Source organism: Paenisporosarcina sp. TG20, from assembly GCF_000286315.1.
GTDB lineage: Bacteria > Bacillota > Bacilli > Bacillales_A > Planococcaceae > Paenisporosarcina.
The window spans coordinates 1-17,976 of sequence record NZ_ALJG01000354.1 but is presented as its reverse complement, the minus strand read 5'-3'; the positions used below and the strand labels follow the sequence as shown (position 1 = coordinate 17,976).

Annotated in this window: 21 protein-coding genes; 4 read left to right on the top strand and 17 right to left on the bottom strand. The window is 35.2% G+C overall.

All coding sequences use genetic code 11. The features are described from left to right. Positions 1 to 17 precede the first annotated feature (17 nt). Entirely contained in the window at positions 18 to 812 is a 795-nt protein-coding gene (locus tag B371_RS0117875; protein ID WP_019415686.1) for an enoyl-CoA hydratase/isomerase family protein, read from the bottom strand. A 300-nt stretch (positions 813 to 1,112) separates the two neighbouring features. Here B371_RS0117875 and B371_RS0117870 point away from each other — a divergent pair, with 300 nt between their 5' ends. After that, the gene (locus tag B371_RS0117870; RefSeq protein ID WP_019415685.1) at positions 1,113 to 2,036 is read left to right on the top strand and encodes an AEC family transporter; all 924 of its coding nucleotides are present in this window, start codon (positions 1,113 to 1,115) and stop codon (positions 2,034 to 2,036) included. Between the two features lie 42 nt (positions 2,037 to 2,078). On the opposite strand, the gene pcaC is transcribed toward B371_RS0117870, so the two are convergent. The 3 genes from pcaC to B371_RS0117855 form a co-directional block, all read right to left on the bottom strand. Beyond that, the gene (gene pcaC, locus B371_RS0117865; protein ID WP_019415684.1) at positions 2,079 to 2,459 is read right to left on the bottom strand and encodes a 4-carboxymuconolactone decarboxylase; all 381 of its coding nucleotides are present in this window, start codon (positions 2,457 to 2,459) and stop codon (positions 2,079 to 2,081) included. Positions 2,460 to 2,487: 28 nt separating this feature from the next. Further along, entirely contained in the window at positions 2,488 to 3,831 is a 1,344-nt protein-coding gene (locus B371_RS0117860) for an MmgE/PrpD family protein (protein WP_019415683.1), read from the bottom strand. A 99-nt stretch (positions 3,832 to 3,930) separates the two neighbouring features. Then, complete coding sequence (locus tag B371_RS0117855; RefSeq protein WP_019415682.1) at positions 3,931 to 4,986, bottom strand: DctP family TRAP transporter solute-binding subunit; 1,056 nt, start codon at positions 4,984 to 4,986, stop codon at positions 3,931 to 3,933. A 352-nt stretch (positions 4,987 to 5,338) separates the two neighbouring features. On the opposite strand from B371_RS0117855, the gene B371_RS0117850 reads away from it, so the two are divergent. Together B371_RS0117850 and B371_RS0117845 are read left to right on the top strand one after the other, a co-directional pair. Beyond that, a complete protein-coding gene (locus tag B371_RS0117850; RefSeq protein WP_019415681.1) occupies positions 5,339 to 5,836 on the top strand; it encodes a TRAP transporter small permease in 498 nt (165 codons plus the stop codon). Then, positions 5,824 to 7,086: a TRAP transporter large permease gene (locus B371_RS0117845; RefSeq protein WP_019415680.1), complete on the top strand. Its 1,263-nt coding sequence runs from the start codon at positions 5,824 to 5,826 to the stop codon at positions 7,084 to 7,086. The genes B371_RS0117850 and B371_RS0117845 overlap by 13 nt, the downstream gene beginning before the upstream one ends. A gap of 100 nt (positions 7,087 to 7,186) precedes the next feature. On the opposite strand, the gene B371_RS0117840 is transcribed toward B371_RS0117845, so the two are convergent. Continuing rightward, complete coding sequence (locus B371_RS0117840; protein ID WP_019415679.1) at positions 7,187 to 7,882, bottom strand: class I SAM-dependent methyltransferase; 696 nt, start codon at positions 7,880 to 7,882, stop codon at positions 7,187 to 7,189. 138 nt (positions 7,883 to 8,020) lie between these two features. Here B371_RS0117840 and B371_RS0117835 point away from each other — a divergent pair, with 138 nt between their 5' ends. Next, positions 8,021 to 9,010, top strand: a complete 990-nt coding sequence (locus B371_RS0117835; RefSeq protein WP_019415678.1) for an aldo/keto reductase — start codon at positions 8,021 to 8,023, stop codon at positions 9,008 to 9,010. Positions 9,011 to 9,546: 536 nt separating this feature from the next. Here the strand turns inward: B371_RS0117835 and B371_RS0117830 are convergent. The 12 genes from B371_RS0117830 to B371_RS22550 form a co-directional block, all read right to left on the bottom strand. Beyond that, on the bottom strand, positions 9,547 to 9,993 hold the full coding sequence (locus tag B371_RS0117830; RefSeq protein ID WP_019415677.1) for an N-acetyltransferase: 447 nt from the start codon (positions 9,991 to 9,993) through the stop codon (positions 9,547 to 9,549). Between the two features lie 144 nt (positions 9,994 to 10,137). Beyond that, the gene (locus B371_RS0117825) at positions 10,138 to 10,512 is read right to left on the bottom strand and encodes a nucleotide excision repair endonuclease (RefSeq protein WP_026023119.1); all 375 of its coding nucleotides are present in this window, start codon (positions 10,510 to 10,512) and stop codon (positions 10,138 to 10,140) included. Positions 10,513 to 10,816: 304 nt separating this feature from the next. Further along, complete coding sequence (gene ytxJ / locus B371_RS0117820; protein ID WP_019415675.1) at positions 10,817 to 11,152, bottom strand: bacillithiol system redox-active protein YtxJ; 336 nt, start codon at positions 11,150 to 11,152, stop codon at positions 10,817 to 10,819. A 110-nt stretch (positions 11,153 to 11,262) separates the two neighbouring features. After that, a complete protein-coding gene (locus B371_RS0117815; protein WP_019415674.1) occupies positions 11,263 to 11,763 on the bottom strand; it encodes a GNAT family N-acetyltransferase in 501 nt (166 codons plus the stop codon). Between the two features lie 24 nt (positions 11,764 to 11,787). After that, complete coding sequence (locus B371_RS0117810; RefSeq protein WP_019415673.1) at positions 11,788 to 12,822, bottom strand: glutathione S-transferase family protein; 1,035 nt, start codon at positions 12,820 to 12,822, stop codon at positions 11,788 to 11,790. A 42-nt stretch (positions 12,823 to 12,864) separates the two neighbouring features. Beyond that, positions 12,865 to 13,242 (bottom strand): DUF1499 domain-containing protein, encoded by a 378-nt coding sequence (locus B371_RS0117805; protein ID WP_019415672.1) that lies wholly within the window; start codon positions 13,240 to 13,242, stop codon positions 12,865 to 12,867. Between the two features lie 32 nt (positions 13,243 to 13,274). Next, positions 13,275 to 13,949: a TVP38/TMEM64 family protein gene (locus B371_RS0117800; RefSeq protein ID WP_019415671.1), complete on the bottom strand. Its 675-nt coding sequence runs from the start codon at positions 13,947 to 13,949 to the stop codon at positions 13,275 to 13,277. Continuing rightward, entirely contained in the window at positions 13,946 to 15,298 is a 1,353-nt protein-coding gene (locus tag B371_RS0117795; RefSeq protein ID WP_019415670.1) for an NAD(P)/FAD-dependent oxidoreductase, read from the bottom strand. The genes B371_RS0117800 and B371_RS0117795 overlap by 4 nt, the downstream gene beginning before the upstream one ends. Beyond that, positions 15,285 to 15,887, bottom strand: a complete 603-nt coding sequence (locus B371_RS0117790; RefSeq protein WP_019415669.1) for a CDP-alcohol phosphatidyltransferase family protein — start codon at positions 15,885 to 15,887, stop codon at positions 15,285 to 15,287. The genes B371_RS0117795 and B371_RS0117790 overlap by 14 nt, the downstream gene beginning before the upstream one ends. A 6-nt stretch (positions 15,888 to 15,893) precedes the next feature. Further along, positions 15,894 to 16,757 carry an ABC transporter ATP-binding protein gene (locus tag B371_RS0117785; protein WP_019415668.1) on the bottom strand — a complete coding sequence of 288 codons (864 nt, stop codon included), beginning with the start codon at positions 16,755 to 16,757 and terminating at the stop codon, positions 15,894 to 15,896. Then, positions 16,754 to 17,446, bottom strand: a complete 693-nt coding sequence (locus tag B371_RS0117780; protein ID WP_237721555.1) for an ABC transporter permease — start codon at positions 17,444 to 17,446, stop codon at positions 16,754 to 16,756. Before B371_RS0117780 ends, B371_RS0117785 begins: the two co-directional genes overlap by 4 nt. 26 nt (positions 17,447 to 17,472) lie before the next feature. Further along, complete coding sequence (locus tag B371_RS22550) at positions 17,473 to 17,958, bottom strand: hypothetical protein (protein ID WP_019415666.1); 486 nt, start codon at positions 17,956 to 17,958, stop codon at positions 17,473 to 17,475. Positions 17,959 to 17,976: the final 18 nt, after the last annotated feature.

The following is a 17,976-nucleotide window of genomic DNA, read 5'->3' as shown; positions in this document are numbered from 1 at the left end:
TCCTCCTATATGTAACTTTATTTCCCCTGCCAATTTGGTTTTCGCTTTTCATTAAAAGATAAAATACCTTCTTTTCTATCTTCTGAATTTGCACATTTATAATATTGATCTAATTCAATGGTTAAGGCAGTATTGATATCTGTTTGTAGACCTGTATTAATTGATTTTTTTATAGCTTTAAGTGATAAAGGGGCATTTTTAGCGATTTCTTTTGCTATTTCCAAAGTATTAAAAAGTAACTCTTCTTTTTTGAAAACGCCATTTAAGATGCTTGATTCTAGTGCTTTTTGTGCATCGATTTGATTCCCTCTAAATAGAAATTCTTTTGCCAATCCTATCGGTATCGCTCTAGGCAATAGTTGCGTTCCACCGACACCTGGGATAATCCCTAATTTCACCTCAGGGAATCCCATTTTTGCATGCTCAGCCGAATAGCGAAGATCACAGCTTAAAAGCATCTCCATACCACCTCCTAGAGCAAAACCATTTACAGATGCAATTACAGGAAATGGGAAGTCCCTTAATAACTCATATGCATCTTCAAAAATATCATGTTGTAGCTTCCACTGGTCATTAGTCATGCCTTTTCTTTCTTTTAAATCAGCACCCACACAGAAACTTTTTTCACCTGTACCTGTTAATACAAGAACTCGTAAATTTTCAATATTTTTTAAGTGTTCTAAGCATTCAATCAATTCTATCCCCATTGTTGTGTTTAAAGAATTCATTGCATCAGGTCTGTTTAGTTCAATAATATAAACATTCTCAGAGCTGTGATCTTCGTTTAATATAATTGTTTCCCATTTTTTCACAACTTTTCCCTCCTGGTTCTTTTATTTAATTATGTATTTGTAATCGGATGTTTAGAGTTCTGCTTTTAATATGGTACTTAGTGTTTCATGCTTTAAAAATTATTCAAGGTTTTACATAATAACTTTAAAAGTCCCTATCAAAATTTGAATTATCGTCCTCAAAATCACTTCTTTTAATTTTAATTTCTTCAATTTCTGAAAAATGACTTTCTTCACATAAATCAAAGGGCTATAGTATACAATATCTCTTATCTATAAATATTCTAATAATTACGTTGTTTAAATAAAAGGAGTCTGTCTATGGAAATTCTTAGTATTTTTTTCAATATCCTTTTACCAATCCTCATTCTTATTGGCTTTGGTTCACTTCTTCATCTCAAGTTCCAATTCAATTTAAACACCTTAGCTAAAATAAACATATATTATTTAGTTCCTGGATTAATTTTAATTCGCCTATATGAAACGGATCTAAATTGGGAGTTATTTTTAAAAGTACTGCTCTTTTTCATTGGTTTAAGTGTTTTATTGTATTTTGTATCCATGATAATCTCTAGGGTTTTCCGTTTCCATAATGGACTTAGTACTGCTTTTTCTCATAGTGCGCTTTTCTACAATTCTGGAAACTACGGGATCTCTGTAAACGATTTAGTCTTTCGACAAGATCCTATCGCAATGGCTGTCCAGGTTTTAATTTTAACATTTCAAAACTTACTTGTTTACTCATATGGTATTATCACTTTACAGAAAATTAATAAAGATATGTTAAAAGCTTCTATTCCTTATTTTAAAATGCCCGTTCTTTATGCCATGTTTATTGGCCTTGGGTTAAACGCTTTTAATATTACACTTCCACAATTTCTATACATATCAGGATCTTATATTGCGGATTCACTTATTGCTATAGCACTTTTAACCCTAGGAGCACAGGTTGTACAACTCAATTTCACTAAAAATATGTTTACGGTTTACTTGAATGTCTGTGTCAGACTACTAATCAGTCCAATTTTAGCCTTTATCATAATCTCTTTTCTCGAAGTTGATACGATAACTGCACAAGCTTTGTTTATTGCTTCAGCAGTCCCCAGTTCAGTAAACAGCGCAATACTTGCACAAGAATATGAAAATGAACCTGCATTTGCAGCTCAAGCAGTACTTCTTTCTACAATCTTTAGTGCAATAACAGTCACGTTTGTAATTTATTTATCTAGAATAATTTTTGTATAATAAATTACAAACCTGAACTCTTATAAATAACTTCTGAACAGTTTACTCTTTATCCATTTCATCAAAAACTTCCTTTGCCGTTCTAAAGCTATCAATTGCAGCTGGTACACCACAATAAATAGCGGTCTGCAAAAATATTTCTTTAATTTCGTCTTTTGTTAAACCATTATTAATTGCTCCCCTTACATGAAGCTTTAACTCATGAGGTCTATTTAAAGCTGTTATCATAGCAAGATTTAGCATGCTTCTTGTCTTTTTAGAAAGGCCAGGTCTTGCCCAAACTTCTCCCCAACAGTATTCCGTTACTAATTCTTGCATAGGCATATTAAATTCAGTAGCATTTTGAATCGATTGATCGACGTATTCTGCGCCTAAAACACTTCTTCGTATTTCTAAACCTATTTCAAACTTTTCTTTGTTCATAACCACTTCTCCTATTCTTTTTTATGGATTACCCTTCACTTACAACTACTATTTTATTGAGCGCGATTAGCTCATTTATAGTAGAATATTTCTCTATGTTAAGAAGGAAATTAGCAAGTCTTTCAGAATTAAATTTCCCTATTTTCTCTTCAACCAGACTAGCAAATTTAGTTAACAGTTCCTCTTCAGACATAGGATTACAGATGCTTCCTTTTGCATTTAATACCTTATAAGTAATCTGTGATCCATCCTTCAAGCTTGCGATAACTTCAGCCTCTTCTTCTTTAATATCATTGTCTACCGTTATACTAACTTTCTTTTGCATTTCTCTAATTTTTTCCTCGTTAACTTTTTCGTCTGTGTATTGTTTTTCACTGGCACTTCCTTCTAAAAATGCAATCGAGGCGGTAAAATATACACTAAACTTCCCTTCTAGCCCTGTACTCGGTGTTTTTTTTCCAGTCAGTTCAAGTACATATGGATTAACCTTTAGCTCGATTGACTGCAATTCTTCAAATGAAAGGGTTTTATGTAAATACACGCAAGCATCAATTGAGGGGTGAAGGACAATTCCACATGCATATGGTTTGAAACTGTTTTTCAAAAGTTCCCAGTCTTGTCCCCAGCGAATATTAACTTTCTCTAAATCATGCTCTGGTGCTAATACGTTCGCAAAACCTCGTTTAGCTTCTAAGATCATTTCAGAACTTGTAAATCCTTTTTTCGCCAAGAGAGCTGATAATAATCCATTCTGCGCTGCTTTTCCTGGATGGAATGGTTTGCTCATTGTTCCAAATACTTCTCTAAGACCAGATGATTGTGTTCCAGCAATTCCTAGTGCCCATAATAATTTTTCTTGATCTAACTTTAATAAGATACCAGCAGCAATTGCTGCCCCAAACACACCTGTTGTACTTGTAATATGCCAACCTAGCTTATAATGACTTGGATAAACCGCATTTGCTATTCTTAGTTCTGCTTCACATCCTAAAATGAAGGCATGTAAAATCTCCTTGCCACTTAAACCTAAATGTTCTCCTAATGCAAAAACCACAGGTGCCACTGGTCCACTAGGATGGTGAATAGTATCTAAATGTGTATCATCATAATCGAAAATATGGGAAGATGTACCGTTTATCAATGTAGCCATTAATAAATCAACCTTTTCTTCCCTGCCATATATGGAAACTTGTTGTGCCGATTTAAGATCCTTTGAAAGTTCTATTAACATATCGATTGAAGGATGATTAGAAGCGCCAATTGAAACTCCCATCCAATTTAGCAAGCTTCTTTTGCCATGAAGTATTACCTCTTCAGGTATTTGTTCATAAGATGTTGACAAGCAGTTTTCGACTAAAGTTTTAGTTGTCATTCGGATTACTCACGCCTCCCAATGCCTATCTTAAAACACAAAAAGTTGGCTATAAAAACAGCCAACTTTTTCAGTTCAATAAAGGACTATGATAATTTTTTAATCTTTTGCTGCTTCGCGTGCCGCCTCAATTACATCCGCACCAATTGAATCTTCATATTCTGCATAAATAGGTTCCATTACTTCTCTAAATACGTCAACCTGTTCCGGTGTTAATTCAATAATTTCAACTAAGCCTCTTTCTTTAATTGTTTCATATGCTTTTTCATTTAGACTCTTAGCTTCTGCTCTTGCCACTTTTGTACCTTCTGCCAAACCAGCTACTACAATTTCTTTTGTTGCTTCATTCAATTCATTCCAAAATGTTGTATTAGTGAAAACAGCGTAATCAACACGAGTATGATTCATAACTGTCATATATGTTTGAACCTCATCAAACTTCTTAGATTCGATGTTACTAAATGTATTCTCTTGACCGTCTACAACACCTTGGTCAAGTGCTGTATAAAGCTCACTAAAAGGAATAGATTCTGACCCTGCTCCTAGGGCTTTATATATAGATTCTAATACTTGCCCACCTTGAGTACGGAATTTCAAACCTTTTAAATCATCTGGTGAATCTATTGCTTTTTCATCATTCGTCAGATGCTTACCACCATTAGGCCACATTGATAATCCTAAGACACCGTCAGCTTCAAGACTACCTAAAACTTCAGCACCTTTTTCGCCATCCCAAAATGCGATAGCCTCTTCATCGTTATCAAACATGAATGGAAGAGCAGGTACATTGAATTGAGGATTATTACCAACAAACTTTGTTAAATCTGGTGCAATAAATTGAATATTATTTGATACTAGATTTTGATATTCATCTTGATCACCAAACAATGAACTGTTCGGATAAATTTCAAATTTTATTTTCCCATTAGAATTTGATTCAATATACTCTTTCATCGCCAATGCCCCTTGATGTTTGGGAGTATTCTCTGCTACAACATGAGAAAATTTAATAGTTATTTCCTGTATGTCATTACCACCATCATCTGTACCCGGAGTTGAACCATCATCTGTTGGCTCAGTTGCTTCATTACCTCCACACGCTGCCAAAAAGATAACTGACATTAATAAAAATACAAATAGAATAACCTTTTTCATAGAATTTCCCCCTAATTTTTTTATAGATAAAAAATAAATCCAAGTTGTAATTCACTTCGTGAAAGGGCTTTCGTTTTTATCAATACACTTCCCTTACCGGTTTTCTTCTTTTTAATGCACTGATAAAATCACATCCCCTTTCGTTGGTTATTGGATACAACTCACAAATAAATTATCACACCGGAACCTAAATGTAAAGAAAAATTAGAATCTTTAAATAATTTTTCTTATTTATCTTGTTGTTACATATATCTTATATTATGATATATCTTGTAATCTTGTAATCTTGAAAATTCAGAATATCGGCATCTCGTATCCAATATACAATATTGCTGCAAAAGGAGGAAATGGAATGAGGATTTTAGATAAAATTGAAAGCGCTTTATCTGGTTTGTTTTTTCTTTTCGGGTTTGGAGTTAGCCTTTATTCAGTATTCATGAGGTATGTAGTAGGGGCCTCCCAAAGCTGGGCAACAGAAATATATACTATGCTTCTTGTTTGGGCGATATTCATAGGTTTCTCTACTGCATTAAAGGATAATAAACACATTTCTATTGATATCATGTATGACAAGTCAGGACCAAAGATGAAGAAATTTTCTCAAGGTGTAACTCTTCTGATAGGAGTCGGTTTTAGTTTATTCATCTTATGGACAGGACTGGAAATGGTATTAACCGCATACGCTCAAGGAATAAAAACAATCGATTTGAATTTTCCTATATGGATTAATTACTTAATAATGCCGATTGCAGGGGCTTTATTATTTATACGTTTCTGTGAGAAAGCATATAAATATTTTATTTTAAATGAAGATATAACTAACGAGGAGGATATCCAATGGAAGCAATAATCGTAATTGGTTTACTATTCGGCCTTGCTTTATTAAGAGTTCCAATCGCAATTAGTCTAGCAGTTTCAAGTATTATTGGTCTTTATTTGGTAGACTTCTCTCTCAACACGGTAATTCAAAAGATGTTTACCGGTGTAAATAGTACTACACTCATGGCCATTCCTGGATTTGTATTCGCTGGTTTGATTATGGCTAAGGGAGGAATTTCAAAATACCTTATTGAATGTATACGTTCTTGGGTAGGACATACTAAAGGTGGATTATCAATTGTAACTGTCGTTACATGTATGATTTTCGCTGCTATTTCAGGATCTAGTCCTGCTACTGCAGCTGCCATTGGCGCTATTATGATTCCAATGATGGTAAAAGCGGGATATGACAAGAAGTATTCTATGGGGTTAGTTGCAGCTGCTGGTACACTTGGAATCTTAATTCCACCATCCATCCCTCTAATTCTCTATGGATCTGTTTCCGAACAGTCTACTGGAAGACTATTTTCTGCTGGTATTTTGCCAGGAATATTACTAGGATTTGCCCTAATAGTATACGCAGTTATAGTAGCATACCGAAAAGGCTATGGAGGACTAGAAAAAGTTCCTTTTAACAAGAGATTGAAGCCTACGGTAAAGGCAGTATGGGGATTAATAATGCCTATCGTAATTTTGGGAAGTATTTATACTGGTGTCGTTACACCTACAGAAGCTTCCTTTTTAGCCGCACTGTACGCGCTAATTATTTCAATATTTATCTACAGAGAATTGAATTGGGTTACTTTCAAGGAGATATTAACAGAATCAATTAACACCACTTCAATGATATTCCTAATCATTGCTGCCGCCCTTGTTCTAGGAATGTTTTTGACAACCGAACAAATACCACAAGCTTTTGCTTCCTGGGTCAGTGATAGCGGTTTTAATAAGTGGACCTTTTTACTTATTGTTAGCATCCTGTTTTTTGTACTTGGTATGTTTTTAGAACCGACTGCAATTATATTAATTACACTTCCAATCTTGCTACCAATAATTTCTGTATTAGAAATTGATGTAATACACTTTGCAATTATTATGGTAGTAAATATGGAACTCGGTATGATAACCCCACCTGTAGGACTGAATTTATTTGTAGTCAGTGGCATATCAGGGGAAAAGGTAGAAAATGTAATAAAAGGAGTCGTTCCCTTTTTCGCAATATTCATAATTGTTCTAGTGTTGATTATTCTTTTCCCGCAAATCTCATTATTTCTTACTTAAGATTAAAAAGGAATTGTTTAAAAAGCGAGAAACTCTTATATCCTAAGAGATTCTCGCTTTTTTAGGTTCGTATGAACAACTTAATCAAAAGTTTGTTGGTCTAATTGCCCGCGTGTGCAATCCATCCACCAAATAATGTAGTTGAAAAGAATTGTGTAACCCGCTCAAATCCAGCTTGGTCTAAGAGTTTTTCGATTTCATTAGCTGATATAAATGATAGTTCACGAACTGACTCTTCCATCCCATTAACATCTTCTAGCGTTAAATCCGTTAAATCTAGCCATATCGACTTCCATAAATTCATTCGTTCATTGAATTCCGAATTCGATTGATCACCAAACATCGTCACCAGAACAAAAGGGGCACCAGGTTTTAATTGTTCTTTTACTGTTTTTAATAAACTTCGTTTTTCTTCTATCGTCTCAACAAAGTGGAGAACTAATATACATGTCGCAGCATTAAATGGCTCAGTAAATTCAATTTCTTCAATCTTCCCAACATGAATGGACACACGTTCTTCGATGCCCTCGTTTTTAGCTTTTTGCAAGGCCACTTCTAGCATTGCTTCAGACGGATCCACACCCGCAAAAGTCCAAGAAGGATTCGCTGTTCCAAATGTAACAATTTCATTTCCTCCACCTGCACCAACGACCAATACGTTTGCCGAGTCTTTTATATTTGCACGTAAAAAGGATTGCACCATACGAAATAATGCATCATAGGATGGCAAAGCTCGCCTAATTCCCTTATCGTATTCTTTAGCCATTTCCATATCAAAAATCAAATCATCCTTCACCGGAATACCACCTTACGTAGTTTGCTATCTTCTATTATGGAATAGTTTATGAAAAGTTACAAACCGCTTGATATTCGCTAACTTAATAGAACAAGTGTTACACTTTTACCAGATAATTCACATTGGAGGCTCATATACTTGAAAAATACTATGGTGAAACGACGAAGTCTAGGTCAAACGGATTTGACCATTTGTCCCCTCGGTCTGGGAACTTGGCAATTCAGCAAAGGTACAGGTATGGTAGGTAAGTTTTGGGGAGCACTAGATGATGCACTAACTGAAGAAATTATTAAAACTTCTTTAGATGGAGGGATCAATTGGTTTGATACAGCTGAAGTCTATGGTGGTGGAGAATCAGAAAAGATTTTAGCGAAAGCGCTTGATAATATTGGTGTTACTCAGGAAGAAGCTAGAATCGCAACCAAGTGGTGGCCAATGTTTAGAACCTCTAGCTCCATTAATAAAACAATACATACCCGGAAAGAAGCACTACGTAATCGACCGATTGACTTATATCAAATTCACCAACCTTATTCCTATTCTTCAGTTGATAAACAAATACGAGCAATGATTGAACTAGTAAAGGCCGGCCATATTAATCAAGTTGGTATTAGTAATTTTAACGTTGCAGATATGGTCAACTCGCACGGGATACTAAGTGAAAATGGACTTACACTCGCTTCTAACCAAGTAAAATATAGTTTATTAGACCGTCGTATTGAAAAAAATGGCATCCTTCAAAGTGCTAAAGATTTAGGAATTTCTATAATTGCATATTCACCTCTTGAACAAGGATTGCTTACAGGTAAATTTCATGATAATCCTGCTTTAATTCACGATGCCAAAGGTCCACGAAGATTTCAAAGTAAGTTTAAAGAGGCTGGGTTGGCTAAATCCAAACCACTTATTACTTTACTCGATTCTATTGGTGAAAAATACAATGTAAGTGCTAGTCAGGTTGCATTGAACTGGACTATCCATTATCACGGAGAAACAATTTTTGCAATACCTGGAGCAACTAAAGTCCATCATGCTCAAGACAATGTCGGTGCTCTAACTTTTAAACTTGACGATTCTGAACTCGAGGAGATTTCACGTACTTCATGGAAAGTTCTTGAGAAGAAATAAATAGATTCCTCAGGTTGTTGAATTCCATAATTGTAATCACAGCTCCAAAAATAATCTATTAGGATAGAATGTTAACCTAATTCGATTACAAGATTAGAGTTTCATTTGAAAAGAATTTCAGATACTATATTGACTTTGTTTCCAGGGTCGTATTAAATATCAAATTTATTATACCCTTAATAACTAAGATGGAGAGCGAAGTGAAGTTTGTCACTCCGCCCTCCGTCTTTCTACTGACATTTTGGATTTACGTCCATTCACATGATGTTTTCGTCCACTCAAATCATGTTTTCATCCACTCAGCTATGGTTTTCATCCATTCATCTCATGTTTTCATCCACTCAGCTATGGTTTTCATCCACTCATCTCATGTTTTCGTCCACTCAGCTATTTTTAAGGGGTGTTAATCTTTATTTTACGTACAATTATCACATTACCAATAATTGTACTATTTGCTCACTTGTTCATTTCTTAAACTAATAATAAAAAAAATGAGGATACACAATTTTCAGCGTATCCTCATTTTAATTGGTGTTTTATAGGTTAATTACATGTGTAGTATGAGGGAAATCATGTGTTTCTTCAAAACCATTTGCCCTATAGAAAGCATCTGCTTTTGCTGACTCTGTCCGACATGAAATTCGTTTAAAGTTATCTTTTGCATGATTCACCAGTTCATTCAATAACTGAGATCCAACACCCTGTCTACGTGCATCACCGAGTGTATAAAATCTCTTCAAGCGTGCTTCATCCATATTATCCTTGAAGGGATTTTGATTTATTCCTCCAATTGCCACTAATTTATCAGGCTCTGCCCAGACACCGTAAAGTGCTTCACCATTTTTATTAAATGTATTAGTTCCATCTTCATAATCATTCACTAAACGTGATAAGAAACGGTACCCTTCTTCTTCGCTTTCCTTCACCAACTGTGATACGTCAACTTTATTCAAATCTTCTATTCGCTGAACTTTAAATGTCAATAGAGTTTCTCCCCTTTACAATTAAATTTAAACTCACATAATACCTATTTCGATACTTATACGCTTATATCCTCTATTTTATGAACCAAGTGTTTAGACTATTTAAAAAATTTATATAAAAAAACTGACTATAAAGTCAGTTTTTTAGTGAGCATACTTTTTATCAACATTATACTTCGCAACAAATTTATTAATTAAATAAGTTTCATAAATTTCACGTTCCATTGCATCGTCAACATAAAAAATCTTGATTTTTGATACTTCTTCACGATGATCTTTTATAGGAGAAACATTATCTTCAAAATGTTTTTTCACACGTTGTCTTACTTTACGTGCTTTCCCAACGAATAAAAGTTCTTCTTCTTTATTAAAGAACATAATGATGCCGCCTTTATCACGGGCAATCTGATGAAAGTCGATAAAACCATAAACCGAAGGGATCTCCGGTTCATCATTTGATCGATCTTGTACACGTTGTACTAACGTAATATCTGGTTTTGGTATCTCAATTTTTATCATATTCAGCCACGTCCTCACTTCTTTAAAGTGTAATGCTATCACAATTAGCATGAAAAATCTATCACCTAGACCAACATTTACAAATAGTTGAAAATTTATCTGCTCTAGTATTGTTTAAACACATCGCTGAAGTCATAACGTCAGGTCACTAACTCAACCCCACCATTAAAATTTATTTTTAATAGGATGGAATATTAAATGCGTCAATACTACTTATTCACGATGAATTCCCGGAATTTTAATGCTCGTATATTGATTTTTAAAAAAGTCATTACTATTTAAGAACAGACTTTGTAGGAGTACATTATAATACTGTTTCCATTGCTTTAGCCAGATTCTTCTCTGTGATACTTGAATGTGATGTATGCCAAACTGGTTTAGCTTGTAATAAAACCAATGCTTGTGGAGATTGGTGTTTAACATTCAATCCACTTGCAATTTCGTTAGACACTGGGCGACTTTCAATGACTTTAACTAAATATGCATCAATGTCCGTTTTAAACGATGTAAATTCTTTGTATGCAGCAGCACTGATAGGACAAGTTGTACTATGTTTGAAAATTAAAACTGGCTTCTCTTGCGATTTTAGAAGAACGTTTTCCCATTCAGGAATTGTTGTGATTTCTGTATATATTGCCAATGATATCATCCTCTCAATTGTTATTCTTTCCATTATTTCAAACTTTTAATTGTAAGTAATAAAATCTAGTGGAATTTCTTTTTATTTAATTGTCTAACTCAAGCTTTTGGTTAAATAGAAAGACGAAACGCCTTCACAATTACACCATCATTTGCAGGTTCAAAATCGTGTTGAGGTAATCGTTCGAAACCTATTCTCTCATACAATTTGATTGCAGTATTCATAAATTCGCCAGTGTGTAAGCCAATAGATGTAAACCCTTTTGCTCTTGACCTTTGAATACATTCAGCAATTAATGCGGATGCCACGCCATTACCTCTTGCTTGTGGATCGACAGCAAGCACCCGAATTTCAGGGTAGTCAAGTTCATCAACATACCCTTCATATGCATCAGATTTTGGAGGAAACAAAGCAACACTGCCTACTAGTTTACCTTCTATTTCAGCAATGATTAGTTCGACGTCTTGACCTATATCTGCATCAGAAGATATTGCCTTTTTTAAAGCTTGCCAATGTTCGTCAGAGAGAGCTTTGGTATGCTCGCTATAGGCGTTAATTCTTTGTTGTCGAATGGTTGACAACTCACTCTTTAAGGCATTACGAATGTTCATTTATAATCACCTTCCACTTCAACCCTATTTATCATGAATCATAAACTTCTCTTCTTTATTGCTTAACTTTTGACGATAATGTGGTGTGTTCCATGCAAATAAATCAGGACCCTTAGGCAGTATATTTACATCAGATTTATCAGGATTAATCGTAATCGATAAATGATAGTGGCTTTTAATTGCATCAAAATCAGTCGTATCACCAAAACCTGGAGTCTGAAATAAATCACGTGCGTAGCCCCATAAATGTGTGTACTCCCGAATCAGGTTTCGATTTGTATTAAAAGCTGTATAATAAGCTGCATCAAACCGTGATAAGGTTGTGTAGAGTCGAACATCGGAATCTGTAATAAAGTCTCCAAATAAGAATCTTTGTTGCGATAGACGCTCTTCTAACTCATCCAATCTTGAAAATAATACGTCATAAGCTTGTTCATAGGAGTTTTGCGATGCTGCAAATCCACATTTATAAACGCCATTGTTGACATCATGGAAGATAACTTCGTTTAACTCATCAATCTCCGTGCGTAAATGTTTTGGGTATAAATCTGGTGCATTTTCCTTATGGAATGGTGCCCAAGTCATTTCAAAAGAATTGGTTAGTTTAAAATAGTTGTAGTTTACTGCTTCTTTTTTCTTAATATCTACCATGACAGGAACTGTAGGTCTTCCACTATAATTTGCATCTGCATTTTTATAAACTTCACTCATGTATTGAATCCCGAGTACAGGGTCTACTCCTTCTTTATCTAAGGAGAACTCCCAGTCCACTCGTCCTATTTTGGGCCGAAGAGGGCTTGCAGTACCTAAACTAATAACATCTTCAAGTCCAAGAATTTTCCGCACGATGACAGGCCGATGTGCCCATGGGCATGCTGCAGACCATAAAAGACGGTAGCGACCTGCTTCTACTGGTAATTCTTCTGGATTATTCCCAAAAGGAGTTATAAATCGATTGGTCTGGCGTTTAAAAGATCCGTCTTCTGTTATTTCTTGTGGTTTTTTTGAAGTAGCATTTGTTTCTATCTCTTTACTTGTATGTTGTTCATTTTGAGTCAACAGAATTCCTCCTTATATAATTCCTTATAACTATATTCCTACCTACTGTACCGTTTTATTAAAAGCATCTCTGATTTTTTGCATTCTTTTTCTATTTACACCGAAATCGAATTGTCCTACTCGTGATTTCGAACGAAAATGGATAACTTGTTCAGTTTCATCGAAATAAAACTCAATATCATCTTTAAATTTAAATACCTTTGACGTTTCTATATAATGGAGATAATTTTCCTGTTCTTCATGTAGTTCAACCCGTTTCATCCTTTTCATAACCATCTTTATCGTACATTTTGATTTACCATGATTACTTGTATAAGGTATTGGCTCCATATGATTACGTTTAATGTCAGTTTGAGTGGATACGCTATTTGGCTTTTCTTCAACAGGTTTCAATTTTCTATTTGTTACCCCTAGTTTCATAGACAATTATATCCCCTTCTCGATTTGGCATCTTATTTTTCAAGTGGAATCTGTGTCGTCCCTTTGAACTTCTTCACAAGGATGGGTAGTAAAATCATTACACCATATAAAGCAATCGCTATCCACAGATTTGAATCCATCGTCCGAAATGATGAACCAATGTAATTTAAAACAAAAGCACCTGGAATAATACCTAAATACGTAGCAGCCATATATGATTTCAGTTTGACTGAACTTAATCCAAGTGAATAATTGATTGAATCAAATGGAATGAGTGGAATCAACCTTAAATAGAGGACGACCATAAAGCCATTATTTCGAATAGATTGATCAAATCCTTCTATTTTCTTTCCTCTAAAAAATCTTTTCATTTTCTCTCGCCCTAAATATCGAGCAACTAAGAACGCTAATACGGCACCGCTTCCAGCACCTATAATATCAAGACCCGTGCCTATAAATGGACCGAATGTGTACCCACCGAATAATGTCAAGAGTGTTGCTGGGAAGAAGAATAAAGGACGTATTGTATACGCCACGACGAACAATACCATACCCCAAATTCCTAATTCTCTAACCGCGTCACTTGCTGCTTCAATATCAATTTTTCCAATTACATCAAATACATATAAGACAATTAAACACAGAATGGCAAATCCAACAAATAAAATTATTTTTCTCCATTCTTGCCAGAAGCTTTTAGACTTCATTTACTTAACCCACGCATAGACATATATGTTTTTAACAATGATTGCACAATTGGTTTTTCTAAAGTCCGTGACATGTACGTATTAGAGATTTGTTGTAGCATTTGAGCATGAGTTGGATAGGGTACTGTCATACTCCCCCATGTGGAGATTGGTTTTTTAATACGCTTCGTATAGGCAACTAACTGCATTAGATCACTAATATTTGGACCAACAGCTTGTGCATTAATGACATATCCTTTTTTATTAATGCCGATACGAATAATAACATCATCCATTGCTTCTGTTTTGTAGCGATCGATGTCTTTTGAAGTAACTTCTATTGTTTCAACAACTTGCTTATCATCACCGAACAATTGGTATACTTCAGGTGTAGAATAAATGATTGCTGCAAAATCTAAATAAATATCCTTTTTCTTTTTAGGAAACACAATATGCTCGATTACCGCTCGAGCTTCTAATCCAGCAGCGTGTGTATGAGTATACGTATCAACAACATCTCCAATAGCGTAAATATGAGAACGTGATGTTTGATACGTATCCATTACCTGTATAAAACCATCTTTCATAGTAACTCCGGCATTTTCCAAGCGCAGGGACCCAATGTTTGCTATACGGCCTGCGGCTATCATAATATCGTCTACTACGATTTGTTTACCATTACTTAAGCTGAGACGCTTTTTATTACCTTCTAGTTCAACATGTGTAACTTCTGTTTTGTTGGAAATTTTCATTTCTTTTTCGAAATAATTTGTTGCAACGGCACGAATGGAAGAATTGAAGTGGCCTAAAATTTCTTTACTACGATTTAGAATATGAACATCCGTTCCAAGCTTCGCCATCGCTTGTCCAAGTTCCAAGGCAATAGGGCCCGCTCCTATGATTGCCAAAGTCTTCGGACGATGTTCTAAACGAAACAATGACTCGTTCGTTAAATATCCAGCAGTCTCTAACCCTTCAATTGTTAATTCGCGCGGCATAGAGCCCGTAGCAATCACAAACTTTTTCGCACGAATTCGTTGTCCATTTACTTCTATTTCATTTGGACTAACAAACTTTGCATGTCCGATATAAACTGACACTCCAAGCCCTTCAAATCGCTCAACTGAATCATGTACTTGAATTTCTGAAATTACTTGTTTTATATGGTTGGACGTCTTCTCCCAATTCATACCTTGTTTTGAAGCATAAATTAAGGACTTAGATGGAACACAACCCGAATGCAGGCAATCTCCGCCTAGTTTTTCAGTCACATTGACAAGTGCTACATCTACATGAAGCCTCGCAAGTCCTGCTGCAGTGTATAAGCCACCAGATCCTCCTCCAATGACCACTACTTTATGTTCTTTCATGTGTTTCCCTCTCTTCCTTTGCAAATGCTGTGAAACGTAAAACTGTACTTAAAACTTCGATAATAATAAAAAATAAAGTTGTCCAAAATAACCAGGTTGGTGCAAAAATCACCATTATTGTTAGTAAGATAAAACCCTCTGTTCGTTCAGCTAAGCCTGTCGCATAATGAAAGCTTTTTTTCCCGGAATTCGGCGCTACATTGCCAATCGTTAGAAATAAAGTCATTGCAAGTAAAATAGAAAACATTAAAACGAGTAAAATAACCGCATGTTCTGGATACTTCATCGCGAGCACTAAAATAATTCCACCTTCTACAATTCGATCAAATGTTACGTCGAGTACAGTACCTACTGCAGAAGGTTTTGTTTTCCTAGCCATTGTGCCATCTACAGCATCGAGGAAGCCGGAAAGCCATAAAAATGAAAGTCCTAACCAAATCATATCAACATATATCCATACACTTGCTAAAATTCCTATTGTTAATGCAATTCCGGTAACTACGTTCGCAGATAAGTGCCATTTGATAAATGTTTCAGCCATCGTATCTAGAAGAGGTTGAATAACTGGTTGGCCTTTTGTGTCTAACATGGATGTTTACCCCTCCTTCAAAATGAGATGTAAAGGCTCTTTTATATTTATTTCTTTGGTCTTTTTCATAAATTGCGTTTGTCCATTGGGCAAAGTGACAACAAAAAAGTTAACTCCGTATAAATGAACTTCTTTTTCAAATAAGACAGGAATTGAAGTATCACTAGAGCTATTAGATAACAAACAATTTGAGATGGAATAAAGCTGACCATCTTTTTCAATGCCTTCATTAAAATATAATTCAACTTCTTCTTCTGACATAGTTGTAAGCTTGCCCTCTTGCAGTAAAAAAGTTTGATCAGCATACATTTTTGTCTCTTCATAGTTATGCGTCACAAAAATGCCTGCAACATTACGCTGTTTCATTTCGTTGAAAATAAGGTGTTGAAGTTGTCGACTTAGTTTCACGTCTAAATTCGCAAATGGTTCATCCATTAATAGGACATCTGGTTGATAAACAAATGCACGCGCAATTGACACTCGCTGTTGCTGCCCACCTGAAAGCTCATATGGAAAACGATTCTCGAGACCAGAAAGTTCAACTTTTTCAAGCCAAACTTTTGCTATTTCGTATCGCTCATTCTTTCCGACACCCTGGCACTTCAATGGAAAGGCGATATTTTGTAAAACTGTCATGTGACTAAATAGAAGAGGTTTTTGTGTAATATACGCACACATAGTTTGTGGATCTTTAAGGATTTCGCCCTCGTCAACAGGTTCCATTGCCGCAGCTAGTTGGAGTAACGTAGACTTGCCACTTCCAGACTTCCCAAGAATCGTAACAACTTCCCCTTGCTTAAGAGAGAGATTCACGCACGTGAGAACATTTTTACCTTCAAAGGATTTTGAGACATTTTGCAACTCGATCATAAGAATGATGTCACCACCTTTTTAGAGAGTGAGATGATCGCCTTCATTAAAAAAGCAAACAGTCCAATCATGGTTATTAGAAGAAATACTGAAGTATGTACAATATAGAAATTAGATGATGTCAGATATGGAAATAGAAGTGTAGTGATTGTTGGAATTAAACCACCACCAATAAATGCAGTAATCGCATACTGACTCAGTGATATCACAGTTGTTAGCAACAACGACGTATACAAGCTTCCGCTAAGGAGGGGAAAGTAGACAAATATCCACATGGTTTTTTTTGAACCGTTAAATAACTTTACGAGTGAGGGAATTTCCTTATCAAGCTCTAAAAATCGATTTTTAAATATTTGAATGGAAAATGGGATTGTAACCATTAAATGAATATATAGTACGCCTATTAATTGATCAGGAATCCCTATCCACAGCAATGCCAGTTGTAAGCCACCCATACTTGCAATTACGGGAAGAATGAGTGGTAGCAATACAAATACATCTTTCCAAAGACTAACCTTACTTGCTAAATGCCAGCCTGTTAATGGCCCTATACTGATATTTAATACAATTGTAATACTTGTGATCATAAGGGTGTAAGTAATTGCTTGAACAATTGAGGGATCTTGTAAAATAAATGCAAAAGTCATTTTCCCAGTAATAAATAGCCATACAGAATAAAAGAACATCATCGTATAACCTATAAAGAGGAGTTGTTTTATAGCGTCCGACTCCCCTTTCCAAGTGGATGTTTCATTCGATTTGTCCAATAAAACAAGATAAATGCTGCACTTACAAATACGATTGAAATGCTAATTAATAATACATCTATCACCAATCGGTCTGCCAAATTGATGGAATAATAGTATTCCAAGATAGTGGGTCCTAGTAGTGGATAAACACTACTACCTAAAAGTGCAGGTACCTCATATGCCGTCAACATAAAAGCGAGCAGAATTAAAAATAGCTCTGCCACTTGCCCCTTAATAGCTATCCACTCAACATGAACAAATTGTTGCCACTTCCCTCCACCAAATAGTTGAATCAGTCTTCGGGAATTGAGATCCAATGATGTATAAGTAACAGTTAAATAAAATACTACAAAAGGTACTTCTTTTAACCAATAAGCTACTAAAATCTCTAAAAAACCAAATGTTGGATGATAAAAATCGATTATCTTATAGATACTATTGGCTAAAGCCAAGCGTGTTGATTATCCACA